The following is a 16,895-nucleotide window of genomic DNA, read 5'->3' as shown; positions in this document are numbered from 1 at the left end:
GCCCTCCTTCACGAAGCAGGCGGTTCGAAGCGGCCGTCGACGGCGGTCCAGCCGCCGTCCACAGCCAACACGGAGCCGGTGACGAACGTCGAGGCGTCCGAAGCGAGGTAGACGACGGCGCCGGCGAGCTCGTCGGGACGCGCCCAGCGGCCCAGCGCGCCTTTCTGCGCGTACGCGTCGTACCACTCGGGGTTCGCCTTGATCTGCGCGGTCAGCGGGGTCTCGACGACACCGGGGGCGATCGCGTTGACCCGGACGCCGGCCGGGCCGAACTCCGCGGCGGCCGTCCGGAACAGCTGGACGAGCCCGGCTTTCGTGGCCGCGTACGGGCCCTGACCAGGCTCGACGGTCGTGCCGCGGATCGACGAGAAGCCGATGATGCTCCCCCGCCCGCGCGCGACCATGTCGGCGCCGAACGCCCGGACGACCTCGAACGTCACCCCGAGGTTGAGCGCGATGACCCGGTCGAACTCGTCGCGGGTGTAGTCGAGCAAGCGCTTGCGGACATTGGTCGCGGCGGTCAGCACGACGACGTCGAGCGGCCCGAGGTCACTCGCCGCGCGGTCCACGGCGCCGGATTCGAGGAGGTCGATCTCGTACGCCTCGCCGACACCGGTTTCGCGCGCCGCTTCGATGTTTCGGTCCGCGACCACTACTGAGGCGCCGTGGGCGGCCAGGGCTCGCGCGGCCTCGCGGCCGATCCCGCTGCCGCCGCCGAGCACCACGGCACGGCGTCCGTCCAAGCGGAACAAGTTCTCGTAGTTCACGGCCGCAGCACCGCCATCCTCGTCACGGTCAGCTCTTCGACGGCGAAGCGCGGGCCCTCGCGGCCGATGCCGGAGTCCTTCACCCCGCCGTACGGCATGGTGTCCGAGCGGAACCCGGGCACCTCGTTGACCACCACGCCGCCGACGTCCAGCTCGTCGAGCGCACGGAACGCCGTCTTCAACGACCGGCTGTAGACGCTGGCGTGGAGGCCGTAGCGGGACGCGTTGACCGCGGCGAAGGCTTCGTCCACATCGGACACCGTGCGCAGGCAGACGACCGGACCGAAGATCTCCTCGTCCCAGGCCTCGACGCCGTCCGGGACGTCGAGCAGGACGGTCGGGCGCAGCACGGTGCCTTCGACACCGCCGCCGACCTGGCGAGCACCGGACTTCTCGATCCACGTGGCGACGCGGTCGGTGGACGCGGGGTCGATCAGCGCGGACACCCGCGTCTTCTCGTCGCGGGGGTCGCCGGTGACGACCTCGTCGAGCCGCGCCAGCACGCGTTCGGTGAACTCGGACGCCACCGACGCTACGACCAGGACCCGCTGCACCGAGATGCACGCCTGGCCGGACGCGTAGAACCCGCCGCGCAGGACGGCGTCCGCGGCCGCGTCCAGGTCCGCGTCTTCGGCGACGACGAGGGCGGCGTTCGAACCCAGCTCCAGCAGCGTTTTGGTCGGGGCCGCGTCGCGGGCGATGCGGTGGCCGACCGCGGCCGAGCCGGTGAACGAGACCGCGCCGATCCGGCGGTCGGTCGTCAGCGCCGCACCCACCGCGGCGTCACCGGTGACCAGCTGGACCATGGCCGGAACGGGCGCGATCTCCCGGATCAAGTGCACGAGCCACAGGGTGGCCAGTGGCGTCTGCGGTGCGGGTTTGACGATCACCGGGCAGCCCGCGGCGATCGCCGGGGCGATCTTGTGCGACGCCAGCAGCAGCGGGTAGTTGAAGCCCGTGATGCCGACGACCACGCCGATCGGCTTGCGCTTCCAGAACCCGACCAACCCGTCACCCGAGGGCAGCAGATCCAAAGGGACGGTCTCGCCGTGCAGGCGCGACACCTCTTCGGCGGCGGCTTCCCAGGTGACGATGGTGCGGGCGACCTCGATCCGGCAGTCGACCAGGGGCTTGCCGGTCTCCAGCACGAGCAGGTTCTCGAACTCCTCACGCCTGGCGGTCAAAGCGGCGGCGACGTCGTTCAGCAGGGTGCGACGAGTCCGCGAAGGCAACGACGCCACTTCGCGCGCGACGGCGACAGCCGCGTCGACAGCGCGCGTAGCCAGCTCCGGCGTGCCGACGGGCGCGGTGCCGATGACACTCCCGTCGTACGGGAACACGACGTCCGACGTGTCCACAGTGGACATCCAGCCCGCGCCGATCGGCAGGCCGTCCGGGTAGTCAGGCATCCTCGCCTCCGCTCAGCCGGGCCAGTTCCGCGCGCAGGTTCGGCGCGGCGGCCAGGAGTTCCCGGGTGTACTCGTGCTGCGGCGCGTCGTAGACCTGCCCGACGTCGCCGAGTTCGACGATCTCGCCGCGGCGCATCACCGCGACGCGGTCACAGACGTGCCGGACGACACCGAGGTCGTGCGACACGAAGATCAGCGTCAGGGAAAACTGTTCAACGAGCGAAGCGAGCAAGTCGAGGATCTGGCCGCGGACCGAGACGTCGAGGGCGCTGACCGGCTCGTCCGCGATGAGCACACGAGGGTTCGGCGCCAGCGCACGCCCGATGGAGATCCGCTGCCGCTGCCCGCCGGAGAACTGGTGCGGGTACCGGCCCGCCGCGTCCGCGGGCAGGCCAACCGCGGCGAGCAACTCCGCGACCCGGTCCGGATCGCGATGGCCGAGCGGCTCGGAAATGATGTCCCGCACGCGCATCCGCGGGTCGAGGGAACCCATCGGGTCCTGGAAGACGATCTGTAGTTCGGACCGCAGGAAGCCGAGTTTCCGCTCCGGCAGGTTGTCGATACGCCGACTTTGGAACGACACCGTGCCGGCGGTCGGCTTGTCGAGCGCCGCCAGCAACCGGACCAGCGTGGACTTCCCCGAACCGGACTCGCCGACGATGCCGAACCGCTGCCCGGCCTCGACGTCGAAGCTGACACCACGCAGCGCGTGGACGTCCCGGCGGGCGTACCGCCGTTCCAGGTCGCGGACTTCGATGATCATCGGCGCGCCTCCAGGTCCGACGCGTCCAGCAGCTTGCGCGTGTACTCGTGCTTCGGCGACGTCAGGACTTCGCGCGTCGAGCCCGCTTCGACGATCTCGCCGTCGAGCATCACCAGCACGCGCTCGCACACCGACGCCACCACCGCGAGGTCGTGCGTGATGAACAGCAGGGCGCTTTCACGGGAAAGGGACGTCTTGATGAGCGCGAGGATCTGGGCCTGCACGGTGACGTCGAGGGCGGTCGTCGGCTCGTCGCAGATCAGCAGCGACGGCTCGTTGGCCAAGGCCATCGCGAGGACAACGCGTTGCCGCTGGCCGCCGGACAGCTGGTGCGGGTACGCGCGGGCCGTGCCGGGCAGCCCGACGGCAGCGAGGAGTTCCTCAGCGCGGTGGCGACGGCCGTGGATCCGGCCCGGCTCGGTGACCTGACGGCCCACCCGCATCGCCGGGTTCAACGCCGTCATCGGCTCCTGGAACACCATCGCCAGCTCGTCACCGCGCAGCCGGGAAAGGTCCTTTTCGGACATTCCCAGCAGCTCCCGGTCACCGAGCCGCACCGAGCCGGACGCGTGCAGCTCCTCGGGAAGCAGGCCCATGATCGCCAGCGCCGTCAACGACTTCCCGGAGCCGGACTCGCCGATCAGGCCGACGCGCTCACCCGCGCCGATCTCGAAGGAAACGTCGCGAATGAGCGAGGAGACGCTGAGCCCCGTGACGGAGAGAGTCATACGCGGGCCGCCAATCGAGGATCGAGGCGGTCGCGCAAACCGTCACCGAGGAGGTTGAACCCGAGGACGGCGACGGCGATCGCGATACCCGGCACCAGCGCCAGCCGCGGCTGGACCGTCAGTAGTTCCTGGGACTCCTGCAGCATCCGGCCCCACGACGGCGTCGGCGGCCGCGTGCCGAACCCGAGGAACGACAGGGCCGCCTCGGCCAGCACGGCGATCGCGAACGACACCGACGCCTGCACGATCAGCAGGCCGGAGATGTTCGGCAGCACGTGCCGCACCGCGATGGTCAGCCGCGACCGGCCGCCGGCGCGGGCGGCGAGCACGAACTCGGTGCTCATCACCTGCAGCGTCCCGGACCGGGCGATCCGCGCGAACGACGGGATCGTCGCGATGCCGATCGCGACCATCGCGGTCAGCGTGTCCGCGCCGAACACCGCGCCGAACATGATCGCCAGCAACAGCGCGGGGAACGCGAGCACCAGGTCGTTGACCCGCATGACGAACTCGCCGAGCCACCGCGGCGACATCCCGGCCAGGATCCCGAGCGGCGTCCCGATCACCGCGGCGATGCCGACCGCGACCACGCCGACGTACAGCGTGGTCCGCGCGCCGACCATGATCTGGCTGAGCAGGTCACGCCCGAACTTGTCGGTACCGAACCAGTGAGCGCCTCCGGAGCCGAGCAGCCGGTGGGCCGCGTCGACCTTTACCGGGTCGAAGGGCGTCCAGAAGAACGAGAGCACGGCGGCCAGCACGACCAGGCCGACGAGCACCCCGCCGAGCACGAGATTGCGCATCACGAACCTCGCAATCGCGGGTCGAGCACGGTGTAGAGGACGTCGACGACGAAGTTGACCAGCAGCACGCCGACCACCAGCACGAGCACGATCCCCTGCACGGTCAGCAGATCGCGCGACGCGACCGCGTCCAGCAGCATCGAGCCCAGCCCCGGCAGCACGAACACGCGCTCGACGACCACCGCGCCGATCAGCAGCGTCGCGAGCTGCAGCCCGAGCACCGTGACGACCGGGACGGACGCGTTGCGCAGGCCGTGGCGCACCAAAGCCTGTCCTGGCATCAAGCCCTTCGACCGCGCGGTGCGCAAGTAGTCCTGACCGAGCGTGTCGAGCACGGCCGAGCGCACATAGCGCGTGAGCACCGCGCCCTGCACCAGGCCGAGGGACAACGCCGGGAGGACCAGGCCGCGGAAGAACTCACCGAAGTCCTGGTCCGGCGGCGTCCACCCACCGGACGGCAGCCAGCGCAGCTGCACCGCGAAGATCTGCACCAGGATGATCCCGGCCAGGAACGCCGGGATCGCGACGCCGATCTGCGACAGCCCGGAAACGCCGGCACCGGACGCCTTCCGGTGCTTGACCGCGGCGAACGTCCCGGCGGGGATGGCGATGATCAGCGCCACCAGCATCCCGGCGCCGACCAGCCAGAGCGTGACGCCGAGGCGGTCGAGCAGCTGCGGGCCGATGGTGTCGCGGGTGACGTACGAGCGGCCGAAGTCGCCGTGCAGCACACCGGAGATCCAGTCGAAGTACTGCGTGACCAGCGGCCGGTCGATGCCGAACTCGGCGCGGGTCTTGGCGAGCAGCTCCGGCGTCGCGTTGACACCGAGCGCGACCTGCGCCGGATCACCCGGTAGCACGGCCATGAAGAGAAACACCACGATCGACGCGACCAGCACGCTGACCACGAAGATCGCCACCCGGCGCAGTACCTTGGCGGTCATCGCGGCGCCAATCCGGTCAGGTCGAACGACTCGCTGACCTGGTTCGCGGCGAACCCGCCGACCTTCGCCTTCGCCACGATCACGTTGGGGAACAGGAAGAGCCAGTCCGCGGCCGCGTCGGCGTTGAGCTGCTTGGCGACCAGTTTCATGTCCGCGACCTGCTGCTCCGGCGTTCCGCTGTCGGCCCCGGCGAGCAACTGCTGGACGCGCTTGTTGTCGTAGCCCCAGTAGTAGGTCGGCTTGCCGAACGTCGTGATGTCACGGGCCTCGACGTGCTGGATGATCGACAGGTCGTAGTCGTGGTCGGTGAAGACCTGCTTCAGCCAGACGGCCGGGAAGTCGAGTGGCTCGATCGTCGCCCGGACGCCGACGTCGGCCAGCTGCGACTGGACGACTTGCGCGGCCGAGACGGCGTACGGGAGGTTCGGGATCCGCATCCGCAGGTTCAGGTTCGTCGCGCCGGCCTCGCTCAGCAGCGCTTTCGCCTTCGCCGGATCGAACGGGTGGACGTTCGACAGGTCCTCGTACCAGGGGTCGGTCGGCGGGACCATGCTGCCGATCAGCGTGCCGCGCCCGGCCCACGCCGTGTCGAGCAGCGCCTTCCGGTCGATCGCGTAGGTCAGCGCCTGGCGCACCCGCGGGTCGGTCAGCGGCGCGCGTTTGTTGTTGAACGCCAGCGTGACCTCGCTGTTGGACGTGCCCTGGACCACCTGGAACCGGTCGTCGGCCTGGAACTGCGGGATCGAGTCGGGCGCGGTGATCGCCGAGATGACATCGATACCGTTGCTGTACAGCGCGTTGTTCAGCGCGGTCGGGTCCTTGATGTACTTCAGTACAACTGTCCGGTACGCCGGTTTCCGGCCCCAGTACCCGGGATTCGCCTTGAGCACGACGGAGTCACCGCGCTTGCGGGCGGCCACGACGTACGGCCCGGTGCCGATCGGCTTGTTCGCCAGGTCGGCCACGCCGGTGGGGCTGAACATCGCGCCGAGCCGGCTGGTGAGGCTGAACAGCCAGCCGTTCGACGGCTTCGAGAGCACGACCCGCGCGTGGTCCGGCGCCACGACGTCGACGTGGTCGACGACGTCCATTGTGGACTTGATCGAGATCGTCCAGTCCGTCTTCACGCGCAGCAGCGAGAACTTGACGTCCTCGGCGGTGAACGGCGCGCCGTTGCTGAACTTGACGCCCGGCTGCAGCTGGAAGTCGTAGGTCTTCCGGTCCGGGCTGATCGTCCACGACTTCGCGAGCAGCGGCACCACGCGACCCTGCGGATCGAGCTTCACCAGGCCTTCGTAGACGTTGTAGAGCAACGCCTGCGGGATCGCGGCACCGTCGGTCTTGGTGAAGTCGAAGTTCGCCGGCTCTGCCGTGAACCCGACGGAAAGCGTGTCCGGCCCAGCGGAAACGCTCGCCGACGAGCCGGCCGAGCAGCCGGACACCACGAGCAGCAGCGCCGCTGCCAGCACGGGAATCCGGGCTTTCATCTGGCCTCCAGGTGGGTACACTGGTCTGACCAGTAGCCTGCACGCGACGGACGTCGAGGTCAAGGGATGCGGTTCGAACCGGTGGCTCCGGTCCGCGCGTACGAGCGGGTCGTCGAGCAGATCGAGCAGGCCGTGGTCAGCGGTGCGCTCAAGCCGGGCGAACGCCTGCCCAGCGAGCGTGAGCTGATGATCCAGTTCGGTGTCGGCCGGTCGACGATCCGCGAAGCCCTGCGTGTGCTGCAGGCCGCCGAAATGATCCGGTCACGGCCCGGCGATCCGCGGGGGCCGGAGGTCTTGGCCGCGTCTCCGGTGGCCTTGCACCGCTCGATGCACCGGCTCGCGCGCGCCGACCACGTCGGGCTCGCGGAGCTGCTGCAGTTCCGGATGATCCTCGACGGCTCGGCCCACCTGCTGGCCGCGGAGCTGCGCACCGACGACGACCTGGCCGGACTGGCCGAAGCCCTCGAGGCGATGCGCGAAGGCGTCTCGCACGGGTACGCCGAGTTCAGCCGCGCGGACGTCGCGTTCCACGAGGTCATCGCGCGGATCTCGCGGAACCCGCTGCTGGTGGTCAGCGAAGAGGTCGTCCGCGGGGTCGTGCTCGAACTCATCGAGGACAAACTGGAGCACGCCAGCAACCGGACGTCGCTGATGCGCACCTGGCTCACGCACCACGCCGAGGTGCTCGACGCGGTCCGCGCGTCGGACGGCGCCGGGGCCGCTCACCTGGCCAAACAAGCGTTGTACGACAACTACGCCGAGTACGTCCCGGCCGAACAGCGGCCACTGCTCACGCCGTTGTTGCGGTGAGGCCCCTACACTCGACCGGGTGGAATCGACGGAACGCGAAGGTGTCGGCCTGGCTCTCTCCGGCGGCGGCTACCGCGCGATGCTCTTCCACACCGGCGCACTCTGGCGGCTCAACGAACTCGGCTGGCTGCCGAAACTGACGACCGTCTCCAGCGTGTCCGGCGGCTCGATCGCGGCCGGCGTCCTGGCCCACTCGTGGCACCAGCTTTCGTTCGGGGACGACGGCATCGCGGACAACTTCGCCAAGCTCGTCGTGGAGCCGATCCGGAAACTGGCCCGGACCAATCTCGACATCCCGGTGACGCTCAAGGCGATGTTCATCCCGTGGCGTAGCGCGGGCGAAGAGCTCGCGCGCGTCTACGCGAGGCACCTCTTCGGCGACTGCCGGCTCGACCAGCTCGACCCGGCCGGACCGCACTTCGTGTTCACCGCGACCAGCCTGCAGGACGGCTCGCTGTGGTGGTTCTTCCGCCAGGCCGGTCCGCACGGGCAGATCCCGCTGGCCACCGCCGTCGCCGCGTCGTCGGCGTTCCCGCCGTTGCTCTCGCCGGTCGTGCTCCCCGACCCGCACCAGCCGGACCGCAAGATCGTGCTGAGCGACGCCGGGGTGTACGACAACCTCGGCCTGGACCCGATCGAGAACCAGCGGGCGGTCGTCCTGGTCAGCGACGCCGGCAAGAAGATGAAGCACGAGGACAACCCGAAGCGCAACTGGCCGATGCAGCTGCTGCGCGTGCTGACCGTGATGGACAACCAGGTCCGCGAGCTGCGCACCGGCACGCTTCTGAAGTCCTACGAGGACAAGACGTATGCCGGAACCTACTGGGCGACCTACAGCGACATCGAGCACTTCGAGCTGCCGGACGCGCTGGTCGCACCCGTCGCACAGACCCGCGCGCTGGCCGAGACCAGCACCCGGCTGACGCGTACCACGGAACGGCTGCAGGACCAGCTGATCAACTGGGGTTACGCCGCCTGCGACGCCGGCATGCGCAAGTGGGTCGACCCGTCGGCGGTCGCGCCGAAGTCGTTCCCCTACAAGGGCTCAGGCGTTGGCTAGGTTCGCGTAGACGATGATGTTGTCCTTGTAGCTGTGCGCGGCGTGGTCGAACACGCCGCCGCACGTGATCAGCCGCAGTTCCGGCTTGTCGCTGTTGCCGTACACCGCGTCACGCGGGAACGTCTCCTTCGGAACCTGCGTGACGTGGTCCACGACGAACTTCAGCTTCTTGCCGTCGCTGCGATCGACGTCCACCTCGTCACCGGGCGCGAGGTCCTTGAGCTTGTAGAAGATGCCGGGCTGCTTGTCGCCGTCGACGTGCCCGAGCACGACCGCCGGGCCGACGTCGCCGGGCACCGGCGAGAGCTGGTACCAGGCGGCCTGCATCGGCTTGTGCACCGACGGCACGGAAATCGAGCCGTCGGTCTTGAGGCCGACGGAGATCAGGCTGGAGTCGGCCCCGATCTTCGGGATCTTCACCGCCGTCGGGCGCAGGCCCTTGAACGGCGCGGTCACCGGCACCGACGACGGAACCGGCGCGGCCGCTTTGGGTGGTTCCGTCGCGGAGCCGCAACCGGCCAAAGCCAGCGCGAGAGCGACCGCGACGGCCGCCAGGCGGACGGTCACCAGGCCGTGCCGCCGAAGCCCGTCTCGACCCCGCCCTTGGGCGCGACCTTGACCTGGGCCTTCGGTGCGGCGTTGCCGGGAGCGGTGGTGCTGCTGCTGCCGGTGGTCGACGTGCTCGTCGTGATCGGCGCGGTGCTCGACGGCGTGCTGGTCGTGGTCGGCGCGCTGGTGGTGGTGCTGCTGCTGGTCGGCGGGGTCGTGGTGGTGCTGGTCGGCGGGGTCGTGGTGCTGGTCTCCGTCGGCGGCGCCTGCTCGAAGTCGACGGTGCCCTCGCCCTCGACACCGCCGCAGGTCCAGCTGAACTTGCCGGTGGTCGTGCCCGGCGGGAGCTGGTCGACCCGCACGGAGTAGTGCCAGATCCGGCCGTCGGCCCCGTCCTGGTCCGGACCACCGGTGATGCTCAGGTACTGGGTCGCCACGTCCCCGGGCGCGCCGGCCGCGCAGTTGATGGTCAGGCTGCCTTCGCCGCCGACGCCGACGACGCCGTGGCCGGTGTTGTCCTGGTAGTCGTCGGCCGGCGGCTCGGCGTCGCCCGACGTCGTGGTCGTGGTCTCCGTTTTCGTGACGCGGGTCGTGCCCGGCGCGGAGGTCGTCCCGGTGGTCGTCTCCGTGGCCGGGGGTGCCGTGGTGGTCTCCGACGTCGGTGGGGCCGTCGTCGTGGTCGTCTCGGAGGTGGTGCTCGTCTCCGTGGTCGACGTCGTGGTGGGGTCCGTGTCCTCCGCCAGTGCGGCCGGAGCGGCGGCGAAGGTGATCAGCGCGCCCGCGGAAACGATCCCCGCGACTCGGTTCAGCGTTCTACCCACGATGGCTCCCAACGGCGTTGAACTGCGATGCCGCGACTATCGAGGATTCGTCCGTTGGTGTTACTCCGCGAGGGCGATGGACAGATCGCGCCAGAGGTCCTCCGGGTCCTCGAGGCCGACGCTGAACCGCACCAACCCCGGCGGCACGCGCTCCTCACCCGGCAGCCACGCCCGCCGTTCGACCAGGCTTTCGACGCCGCCGAGGCTGGTGGCCGGGCGAATCAGCCGGACCGTCGAGCAGAGCTTGTCGGCCGCTTCGGCGTCGGCCAGTTCGAACGCGACCATCATCCCGAACCCCGGGTAGCGCACCCGCGTCACCGCCGGGTGCCCGTCGAGGCGCCCGGCCAGCAGCGCGGCCGTGCGGGACTGCTCGGCGAGCCGCACCGGCATCGTCCGCAGGCCACGCAGCGCGAGCCACGCCTCCAGCGCGCCCGGCGTCGACCCGACGCGGGTCCGCGCGCCGCGCAGCTCGGCCGCGACGGCCGGGTCCTTGGCCACGGTGATCCCCAGCAGCAGGTCGCTGTGCCCGCCGATCAGCTTGGTCGCGCTGTGCACGACGACGTCGGCGCCGAGTTCCAGCGGCCGCTGCTGCAACGGCGTCGCGAAGGTGTTGTCGACGACGACCCGGCCGCGCGCGGCGGCGGCGATGGTCTTGATGTCCATGACGTCGAGCGTCGGGTTGGTCGGCGACTCCAGCCAGACCAGGTCGGACGTCGCGGCCTCGGCGACCCAGGCCGCGGTGTCGGTCGGCTCGAGCTCGGTGACGGCGAGCTTGCCGAGCTTCTGCGCGTGGGTGAGCACCCCGCGCGTCACGGCGTAGCTGAACGTCGGAACGACCACCCGCGACCCGACCGGCAGCAGGTCCAGGACCGCGGACAGGGTGGCGACGCCGGACGCGAACGCCGTCGCGTGGCCGCCTTCGAGCGCCCCGATGGTCTCCTCGAGCGCGTGCCAGGTCGGCGTGCCGTCACTGCGCGCGTAGACGAAGTCGCCACCGGCCTGGTAGGTGCTGGTGGCGACGAGCGGGGTGTTGAGCGGCTCACCGGGACCGTGCGGCCGGCCGGCGGCGATGGCCTTGGTGCGGGGCGTCCAGTCGTCCATGCGATCACCGTAACCGCAGGTCATCCCGCCGGTCACTGTGACGAAGACGGCCGGCCCGCCCGCGCGTCCGCGGGCGGGCCGACCTGGTCTCAGTGCGCGTACACCTCGAACTCGTAGAGCGAGTAGCCGTACTTGGTGCCGCGCTGGACGCCCTGCAGTTTCACGAACCGGGCCTGCGTCGGGGCGAAGGACAGGTTGTCCTGGCCGCCGTCCCCGTCGGTGACGACCGCGGCGTCCGTCCAGTTCACGGCGTCCGCCGAGGTCTGGATCTTGTACCCCTTGCCGTACGCCGATTCCCAGCTGAGTGCCACCCGGGAAACCGGCTGGACCGAGCCGAGGTCGACGGTGATCGCCTGGTTGTCGCTCCAGTCGCTGGCCCAGCGGGTCGAGGCGTTGCCGTCGATCGCGTTCGACGCCGGGGACGGGTAGAAACCGGTCTCGGCGCTGGTGGCGCTGACCGTCTTCCCCGGCGCGAGGTTGGCGATGTTGTCGCCGCGGTGCGCGGTGTACTCGACGACCTGCTGGAACGTCGGGCGGTTCTGCCAGCTGATCTTGTCCTGCGTGATGCCGCCCAGCGGGTTGTGCACGATGGTGTCGGCGCACCACTGGTCGCCCGCGGAGCAGTTCGCGTCACCGGGGTAGACGGTGTTCGCGGCCTGGCCCGCGGCGGTGGTCAGCGAGTCGACGAGCGCCTGGCGGCACGTGGTGACGTTGCCGCCGCCGCAGAACGTGCTGCCGAGCGGGCCGGCCACCGGCTGGCCGAGCACCTGCCGGATGTCCTTGCTGACGTAACCCCACCAGCCGAACTGGAACGACGAGCCCTTGTGCGGCTGGCCGGTGTGCTGGCCGTTGCCGTTCTGGAAGCCGGACGGGCTTTCGTTGATGCCCAGCACGCCCGTCATCGCGTTGTAGGCGTTGTCGCCCAGGCCCGGCTTGAACTCGGCCTGGACCAGCAGCGGCCACCATGCGTCGAAGATCCGGATCGCGTCGGCGTCGGCGTACGCCTTGCTGCCGGGCGTGGTTTCCGTCCGCTGGTGGCCGTTGGCCATCCACGTCTTCAGCTTCGCCTCGGCGTCGGCGGCCGCCCCGGTGGTCGGCGTCTTGTCGAGCACCTGCAGCAGCAGCGGCAGGACCCGTTCGGCACGCAGGTCGGCCAGCGCGGCGTCCTCCATCGCCTGGGTCAGGTTGACCCGGGTGACCTTGGTGCCGGTGAGGATCATCGTCTTGACGCGCGTGTCGAGCAGGTCGACGCGGTGCACGGCCGACTTGTCGGCGCCCGCTGCCGCGTAGCCGTTGGCCTGCGCGTTGTTCCAGCTGACGTAGTAGTCCTGGTTGACCGACTGCGGGTGCTGCGACGCCGGGGTGTAGGTCGCGACGTTGCCGGCCGGGTTCCAGCCGATCCAGTCGTGCCCCTGGTCACCCCACACCGGCATACTCGGGTCCACATTGGACTGACGGGCCGGGTTGGCGCCGGAGTTGAAGTACGCGATGTCCTTCGAATCGGCGTAGAACCAGTTGAACGTGAAGTTGATGTCGGCTGCGGCCTTCTGGAAGTCCGCCGCGGACTTGACGTAGCCCGGGTCGTTCAGCTCCTGGAAGCCGATCAGCGAGTCGGCCTCGTGGAAGAGCGAGGACCGCAGCTGCGCGTAGGCCACGGGTTTGCCGCCGACCGTCGCCCGGCTGGTCACCGGGCCGTACTTCGTGCGGTAGGCGCGCAGGGTGTACGAGCCGGCCGCGGTGCCGTCGGCGACCGTCGGGCTCCAGGAGTCCTTGACCTCCACGGTGTCCATCGGCAGGCACTGGCCCTGGTAGGTGTAGTAGTTCGAGTCCTTCGTCGGCGCCTTGCCGCTCGGGTCGCACAGGTTCAGCGCGTACGTGTCGATGATGTCCTGCGCCGACGTCGTCGCGCTCCACGAGTAGTCCTGGCCGCGGCCCAGCAGCACGTACATGCTCAGCCCGGCGAAGGCCGCGCCGCGGGCGCTGATGCCCGGGCCCTGCAGTTCCTGCAGCAGGAGCAGCTGCGGCGCGAAGTACCCGGTCTGCGGGCCGAAGACGGCGACCGGGTGGCCGCTGGCGGTCTTCGAACCGGACACGACCAGCGCGTTCGACATGCCGTGCTTGTCGGTCAGCATGTCGCCCGGCAACACGCCGTTGTCGAACATCCCGCGGGCGGGCTCCTGCGCGGCCGGCGCCGGGACGTCCACAGTGGACGGAGTCGCCGTCGACGCCGAGCCGGTCTGGTCGAACACCAGCTGCTGGGGACTCACCGAACCCTTGTCCGGCGGGGCCTGCCCGACCGGGTTGGCCGGGGTCTTGCCGTACGGGAACGTCTGCCCGTCGTGCAGCGTCTTGACGGCCTCGGGGTCGTCCTCGGACCGCAGGCTCTGCCAGACCTTCTCCCCCTGCACGGCGCCGTACTGCTCCTGCAGCGCCAGCTTCGCGACGGCGTTCTGCACCTCGCCGCCGCCACCGGCGCCGAACTCGGCGCCGACCAGCGACGCGAGCGCGACCAGGTCGGTCAGCTTGAACGGGTCGATGGTGCCGGCGTTGGTGATCGCGTCGACGTGCCCGGTCAGCACGTACTCGCCCGGGAAGTAGCGGCCGTTGTGGGCGTCGGTGATGTACTTGTTGATGCCGTCGACGTACGCCTGCGCGTCGGCGAGGCCCTGCGCGCCGCGCGGGCCGCTCGCCGCGACGTGGTCGATCTGCTGCTGCAGCTCGGCTTCGGTGTAGGGCGCGTTCGCGAAGAAGCTCTGCTCCAGCTCCCGGTTGGCCTGGGCGCCGCCGGCGAACGACGAGACCTGGCCGCGGGCGGCGTGGCGCAGGACGTCCATCAGCCACAGCCGGTCCTGCCCGGCCGCGTACCCGGCGCCGAACTCGGTGCCGGCGCGCGTGGTGCCGGTGATGTGCGGGACGCCGAGGGACTTGTCGCGCACGATCGTCACGTCGGAGCGCGGCTGGATCGTGCTGGCGACCTGGTCGGGCGCGACGCCGAACGACGAGTCGTTGAAGTACTGGTTGATCGCCCCGGTGGTCAGCGTCTGGTAGCCGCCGGCCAGCGAGGAGTACTTGCCGAGCTGGTCGGCCGCGTGCGCCGGGCGGGTGCCGAGCACCTTGTGCGCCAGGATGTCCGCGAGGGTGGCGCTGCCGTTTTCGCCGGGCGGCAGGATGTCGCTGCACTGCCCGCCGCAGTAGTCGTTGGGTGCGGCGGCCGCTTCGGCGGCCGGAGCGGTGACGGCGACCTGAGTGAGCCCGGCGACCAGGCCCGCCAGTGCCGTCAAGGTCAAGGTGCGGATGCCACGTCGCATCAGGGCTCCCTCGTTCCAGGAGAGTGACGAAGCGCACGCTACCCACCGGTAGGACAAGTGTGAAGACTTTTCGCGTTTTTCAGTCCTTGGGCGTAGTCCGAACGGCGCAGCCTCGCGCGCGTGGGTACGGTGGCTGCCATGACCTTGGAAAAGCCCCAAATCGACCGCCCGGACGGCACCCCGCCGGCCGACCTCGAGATCACCGACATCACGGTCGGCGACGGTGCGGAGGCCACTCCCGGCAAGTCCGTCACCGTGCACTACGTCGGTGTCTCGCACTCGACCGGCGAAGAGTTCGACGCTTCCTGGAACCGCGGCGAACCGCTGCGCTTCGGCCTCGGCGCCGGCCAGGTCATCTCCGGCTGGGACCAGGGTGTCGCCGGGATGAAGATCGGCGGACGGCGCAAGCTCGTCATCCCGCCGCACCTGGCCTACGGCGAGCGCGGCGCGGGCGGCGTCATCAAGCCCGGCGAGACCCTCGTCTTCGTCGTCGACCTGGTCGGCGTGAACTGACTTCCCCCGGCGGTGGGGGGGATTCCCGCCACCGCCACACCGGGTTTCGCTACCCTCGCCCCCATCGCCGGCCGGAAGCCGGCCCAACCAGGGGGGCCTGAGAATGCGCATTCGCGCACTGCTTTCCGCAAGTCTCTTCGCGCTCGCCGCGGCGGTCGTCACCGCCGCTCCGGCATCGGCCGTGGCCAACGGCGCCGACGTTCCGCAGGGAACGTTCAAGTTCGCCGCGAAGCTGACCATGACGGACATCCCGCGGACCGACGGCACGAAGTACAACAGCGCGTGCTCGGGTTCGCTGATCGCCAAGAAGTGGATCATCACCGCCGGCCACTGCTTCCACGACGCGGCCCGCAACCCGGTCTCCGGCCCGGTTCCGTACCCGACGTCCGTGCTGCTGGGCACCACCACCGTCGACAAGCCGGGGGTCACCCGCAACGTCGTCACGGTGTACCAGTCGCCGAGCAACGACATCGCGATCGCCGAGCTCGACCAGCCGGTCTTCGGCATCGAGCCGCTGTCGGTCAACCGCAAGGCGCCCGTCGTGGGCCAGAAGGTCGTGCTCGCCGGCTGGGGCAGCCTGACGTCGGTCGACCCGACGCCGGGCACGAAGCTGCAGCAGGGCCTGATGAAGGTCGCGACGGTCGACCCGCTGTACACCGGCGTGCAGGGCGTCGCCCCTACGTCGACGACGAGCGCGTGCACCTACGACTCGGGCGCCCCGTACTTCGTGCCGACGGGCAAGAACGGCGGCCGCCTGGTCTCCATCGAGAGCGACGGCCCGGACTGCCCCCACGACCAGGTCGAGACGACGGCGCGTGTCGACGTCGTCGCGGACTGGATCGCTTCGCACATCGGCTGATTCCCGGCAAAACGGCCCCCGGCACCGCGCCGGGGGCCGTTTTGTTACTCCAAGCAGCGCATTTCCGACTCCCGGGCCGTCGCTACGCTCGAAGGTGATCACCGGCGCGAGCCGCCGGTGCGTGACAAGGGGGATCCACCGATGCGCGTTCGCGCTGTGCTTTCCGCTGCCCTTCTGACCCTCGCCGCCGGCCTCGCCACCGCGGGACCGGCGTCGGCCGTGGCCAACGGTTCCGACGTCCCGGCGGGCCAGTTCCAGTTCGCCGCGAAGCTCACGATGACGAACATCCCGAAGCCCGACGGCACCAGGTACAACAGCGCCTGCTCCGGCGCGTTGATCGCGTCCCACTGGATCATCACCGCCGGGCACTGCTTCCACGACGCCAACCGCAACCGCGTCTCCGGCCCGGTGCCGTACCCGACGTCGGTGCTGCTCGGCACGGTCGACCAGGGCACGCCGGGCGTAACGCGCAACGTGGTGACCGTCTACCAGTCCGCCGCGAACGACATCGCGATCGCCACCCTCGACGCCGACGTCACCGGCATCACGCCGCTGACGGTCAACCGGGTGACGCCGTCGGTCGGCCAGCTGCTGACGCTCGCCGGCTGGGGCAGCCTCACCGCCACCAACCCGACGCCGTCGACGAAGCTTCAGCAGGGCACGGTGAAGGTCGGCCAGGTCACGACGGCCAACCTGGGCGTCCAGGGGGTCGCGCCGACGTCGACGACGAGCGCCTGCGTGTACGACTCGGGTGCGCCGTACTTCGTCGCGGCCGGCTCCGGTGGCCAGCTGGTCTCGGTGGAGTCGACCGGCCCGGACTGCCCCCACAACCAGCTCGAGACGACCTCGCGCGCGGACGTCGTCGCGGATTGGATCGCTTCGCACACGGGCTGACCTCCATCCGGGCGTCACCCGGTGGTCCACCGGGTGACGCCCGGCCCGGGCATTCCCCCCACCGGGGCGGCGGCCATAA

The 16,895-nt window shown here is 70.2% G+C and carries 16 protein-coding genes; 5 read left to right on the top strand and 11 right to left on the bottom strand.

What is annotated here, in order from left to right:
* Positions 1-8: 8 nt before the first annotated feature.
* The 7 genes from ACGFMK_RS30990 to ACGFMK_RS30960 are packed head-to-tail and all read right to left on the bottom strand — an operon-like array spanning position 9 to position 6,901.
* Positions 9-767 carry an SDR family NAD(P)-dependent oxidoreductase gene (locus tag ACGFMK_RS30990; RefSeq protein ID WP_392770586.1) on the bottom strand — a complete coding sequence of 253 codons (759 nt, stop codon included), beginning with the start codon at positions 765-767 and terminating at the stop codon, positions 9-11.
* Positions 764-2,176 (bottom strand): aldehyde dehydrogenase family protein, encoded by a 1,413-nt coding sequence (locus ACGFMK_RS30985; protein ID WP_392770583.1) that lies wholly within the window; start codon positions 2,174-2,176, stop codon positions 764-766. The genes ACGFMK_RS30990 and ACGFMK_RS30985 overlap by 4 nt, the downstream gene beginning before the upstream one ends.
* Positions 2,169-2,939: an ABC transporter ATP-binding protein gene (locus tag ACGFMK_RS30980; protein ID WP_392770581.1), complete on the bottom strand. Its 771-nt coding sequence runs from the start codon at positions 2,937-2,939 to the stop codon at positions 2,169-2,171. Before ACGFMK_RS30980 ends, ACGFMK_RS30985 begins: the two co-directional genes overlap by 8 nt.
* On the bottom strand, positions 2,936-3,667 hold the full coding sequence (locus ACGFMK_RS30975) for an ABC transporter ATP-binding protein (protein WP_392770579.1): 732 nt from the start codon (positions 3,665-3,667) through the stop codon (positions 2,936-2,938). Before ACGFMK_RS30975 ends, ACGFMK_RS30980 begins: the two co-directional genes overlap by 4 nt.
* Complete coding sequence (locus ACGFMK_RS30970) at positions 3,664-4,470, bottom strand: ABC transporter permease (protein ID WP_392770577.1); 807 nt, start codon at positions 4,468-4,470, stop codon at positions 3,664-3,666. Before ACGFMK_RS30970 ends, ACGFMK_RS30975 begins: the two co-directional genes overlap by 4 nt.
* Entirely contained in the window at positions 4,470-5,414 is a 945-nt protein-coding gene (locus ACGFMK_RS30965; RefSeq protein ID WP_392770575.1) for an ABC transporter permease, read from the bottom strand. The genes ACGFMK_RS30970 and ACGFMK_RS30965 overlap by 1 nt, the downstream gene beginning before the upstream one ends.
* Positions 5,411-6,901 carry an ABC transporter substrate-binding protein gene (locus tag ACGFMK_RS30960; RefSeq protein WP_392770573.1) on the bottom strand — a complete coding sequence of 497 codons (1,491 nt, stop codon included), beginning with the start codon at positions 6,899-6,901 and terminating at the stop codon, positions 5,411-5,413. Before ACGFMK_RS30960 ends, ACGFMK_RS30965 begins: the two co-directional genes overlap by 4 nt.
* 66 nt (positions 6,902-6,967) lie before the next feature.
* On the opposite strand from ACGFMK_RS30960, the gene ACGFMK_RS30955 reads away from it, so the two are divergent.
* Positions 6,968-7,711 (top strand): FadR/GntR family transcriptional regulator, encoded by a 744-nt coding sequence (locus tag ACGFMK_RS30955; protein ID WP_392770571.1) that lies wholly within the window; start codon positions 6,968-6,970, stop codon positions 7,709-7,711.
* A gap of 19 nt (positions 7,712-7,730) precedes the next feature.
* On the top strand, positions 7,731-8,771 hold the full coding sequence (locus tag ACGFMK_RS30950) for a patatin-like phospholipase family protein (protein ID WP_392770569.1): 1,041 nt from the start codon (positions 7,731-7,733) through the stop codon (positions 8,769-8,771).
* Here ACGFMK_RS30950 and ACGFMK_RS30945 read toward each other — a convergent pair.
* From ACGFMK_RS30945 to ACGFMK_RS30930, 4 genes are all read right to left on the bottom strand, one after another.
* Positions 8,757-9,338 carry a class F sortase gene (locus tag ACGFMK_RS30945; RefSeq protein WP_392770567.1) on the bottom strand — a complete coding sequence of 194 codons (582 nt, stop codon included), beginning with the start codon at positions 9,336-9,338 and terminating at the stop codon, positions 8,757-8,759. The genes ACGFMK_RS30950 and ACGFMK_RS30945 overlap by 15 nt on opposite strands.
* Positions 9,335-10,141, bottom strand: coding sequence for a hypothetical protein (locus tag ACGFMK_RS30940; protein ID WP_392770564.1), 807 nt, complete (start codon positions 10,139-10,141; stop codon positions 9,335-9,337). Before ACGFMK_RS30940 ends, ACGFMK_RS30945 begins: the two co-directional genes overlap by 4 nt.
* A 60-nt stretch (positions 10,142-10,201) precedes the next feature.
* Positions 10,202-11,242 carry a trans-sulfuration enzyme family protein gene (locus tag ACGFMK_RS30935; RefSeq protein ID WP_392770561.1) on the bottom strand — a complete coding sequence of 347 codons (1,041 nt, stop codon included), beginning with the start codon at positions 11,240-11,242 and terminating at the stop codon, positions 10,202-10,204.
* 89 nt (positions 11,243-11,331) lie between these two features.
* Entirely contained in the window at positions 11,332-14,550 is a 3,219-nt protein-coding gene (locus tag ACGFMK_RS30930; RefSeq protein ID WP_392770558.1) for a penicillin acylase family protein, read from the bottom strand.
* 138 nt (positions 14,551-14,688) lie between these two features.
* Between ACGFMK_RS30930 and ACGFMK_RS30925 the strand changes: the two genes are divergently transcribed.
* From ACGFMK_RS30925 to ACGFMK_RS30915, 3 genes are all read left to right on the top strand, one after another.
* Positions 14,689-15,063: an FKBP-type peptidyl-prolyl cis-trans isomerase gene (locus ACGFMK_RS30925; RefSeq protein ID WP_392770556.1), complete on the top strand. Its 375-nt coding sequence runs from the start codon at positions 14,689-14,691 to the stop codon at positions 15,061-15,063.
* A gap of 103 nt (positions 15,064-15,166) precedes the next feature.
* Entirely contained in the window at positions 15,167-15,922 is a 756-nt protein-coding gene (locus tag ACGFMK_RS30920) for a S1 family peptidase (protein ID WP_392770553.1), read from the top strand.
* A 141-nt stretch (positions 15,923-16,063) separates the two neighbouring features.
* Positions 16,064-16,816: a S1 family peptidase gene (locus ACGFMK_RS30915; protein ID WP_392770550.1), complete on the top strand. Its 753-nt coding sequence runs from the start codon at positions 16,064-16,066 to the stop codon at positions 16,814-16,816.
* Positions 16,817-16,895: the final 79 nt, after the last annotated feature.

This window comes from Amycolatopsis sp. NPDC049252, from assembly GCF_043197175.1.
In the GTDB taxonomy this organism is placed as follows: Bacteria; Actinomycetota; Actinomycetes; order Mycobacteriales; family Pseudonocardiaceae; genus Amycolatopsis.
The sequence above is the reverse complement of the archived record's forward strand: the minus strand, read 5'-3'. Positions and strand labels throughout refer to the sequence as shown.

Excerpts from the sequence above, each read along its gene's own strand:
- ACGFMK_RS30985 (WP_392770583.1), bottom strand. The coding sequence starts at position 2,176 with ATGCCTGACTACCCGGACGGCCTGCCGATCGGCGCGGGCTGGATGTCC.
- ACGFMK_RS30980 (WP_392770581.1), bottom strand. The coding sequence starts at position 2,939 with ATGATCATCGAAGTCCGCGACCTGGAACGGCGGTACGCCCGCCGGGAC.
- ACGFMK_RS30975 (WP_392770579.1), bottom strand. The coding sequence starts at position 3,667 with ATGACTCTCTCCGTCACGGGGCTCAGCGTCTCCTCGCTCATTCGCGAC.
- ACGFMK_RS30970 (WP_392770577.1), bottom strand. The coding sequence starts at position 4,470 with ATGCGCAATCTCGTGCTCGGCGGGGTGCTCGTCGGCCTGGTCGTGCTG.
- ACGFMK_RS30965 (WP_392770575.1), bottom strand. The coding sequence starts at position 5,414 with ATGACCGCCAAGGTACTGCGCCGGGTGGCGATCTTCGTGGTCAGCGTG.
- ACGFMK_RS30960 (WP_392770573.1), bottom strand. The coding sequence starts at position 6,901 with ATGAAAGCCCGGATTCCCGTGCTGGCAGCGGCGCTGCTGCTCGTGGTG.
- ACGFMK_RS30955 (WP_392770571.1), top strand. The coding sequence starts at position 6,968 with ATGCGGTTCGAACCGGTGGCTCCGGTCCGCGCGTACGAGCGGGTCGTC.
- ACGFMK_RS30935 (WP_392770561.1), bottom strand. The coding sequence starts at position 11,242 with ATGGACGACTGGACGCCCCGCACCAAGGCCATCGCCGCCGGCCGGCCG.
- ACGFMK_RS30930 (WP_392770558.1), bottom strand. The coding sequence starts at position 14,550 with ATGCGACGTGGCATCCGCACCTTGACCTTGACGGCACTGGCGGGCCTG.
- ACGFMK_RS30925 (WP_392770556.1), top strand. The coding sequence starts at position 14,689 with ATGACCTTGGAAAAGCCCCAAATCGACCGCCCGGACGGCACCCCGCCG.
- ACGFMK_RS30920 (WP_392770553.1), top strand. The coding sequence starts at position 15,167 with ATGCGCATTCGCGCACTGCTTTCCGCAAGTCTCTTCGCGCTCGCCGCG.
- ACGFMK_RS30915 (WP_392770550.1), top strand. The coding sequence starts at position 16,064 with ATGCGCGTTCGCGCTGTGCTTTCCGCTGCCCTTCTGACCCTCGCCGCC.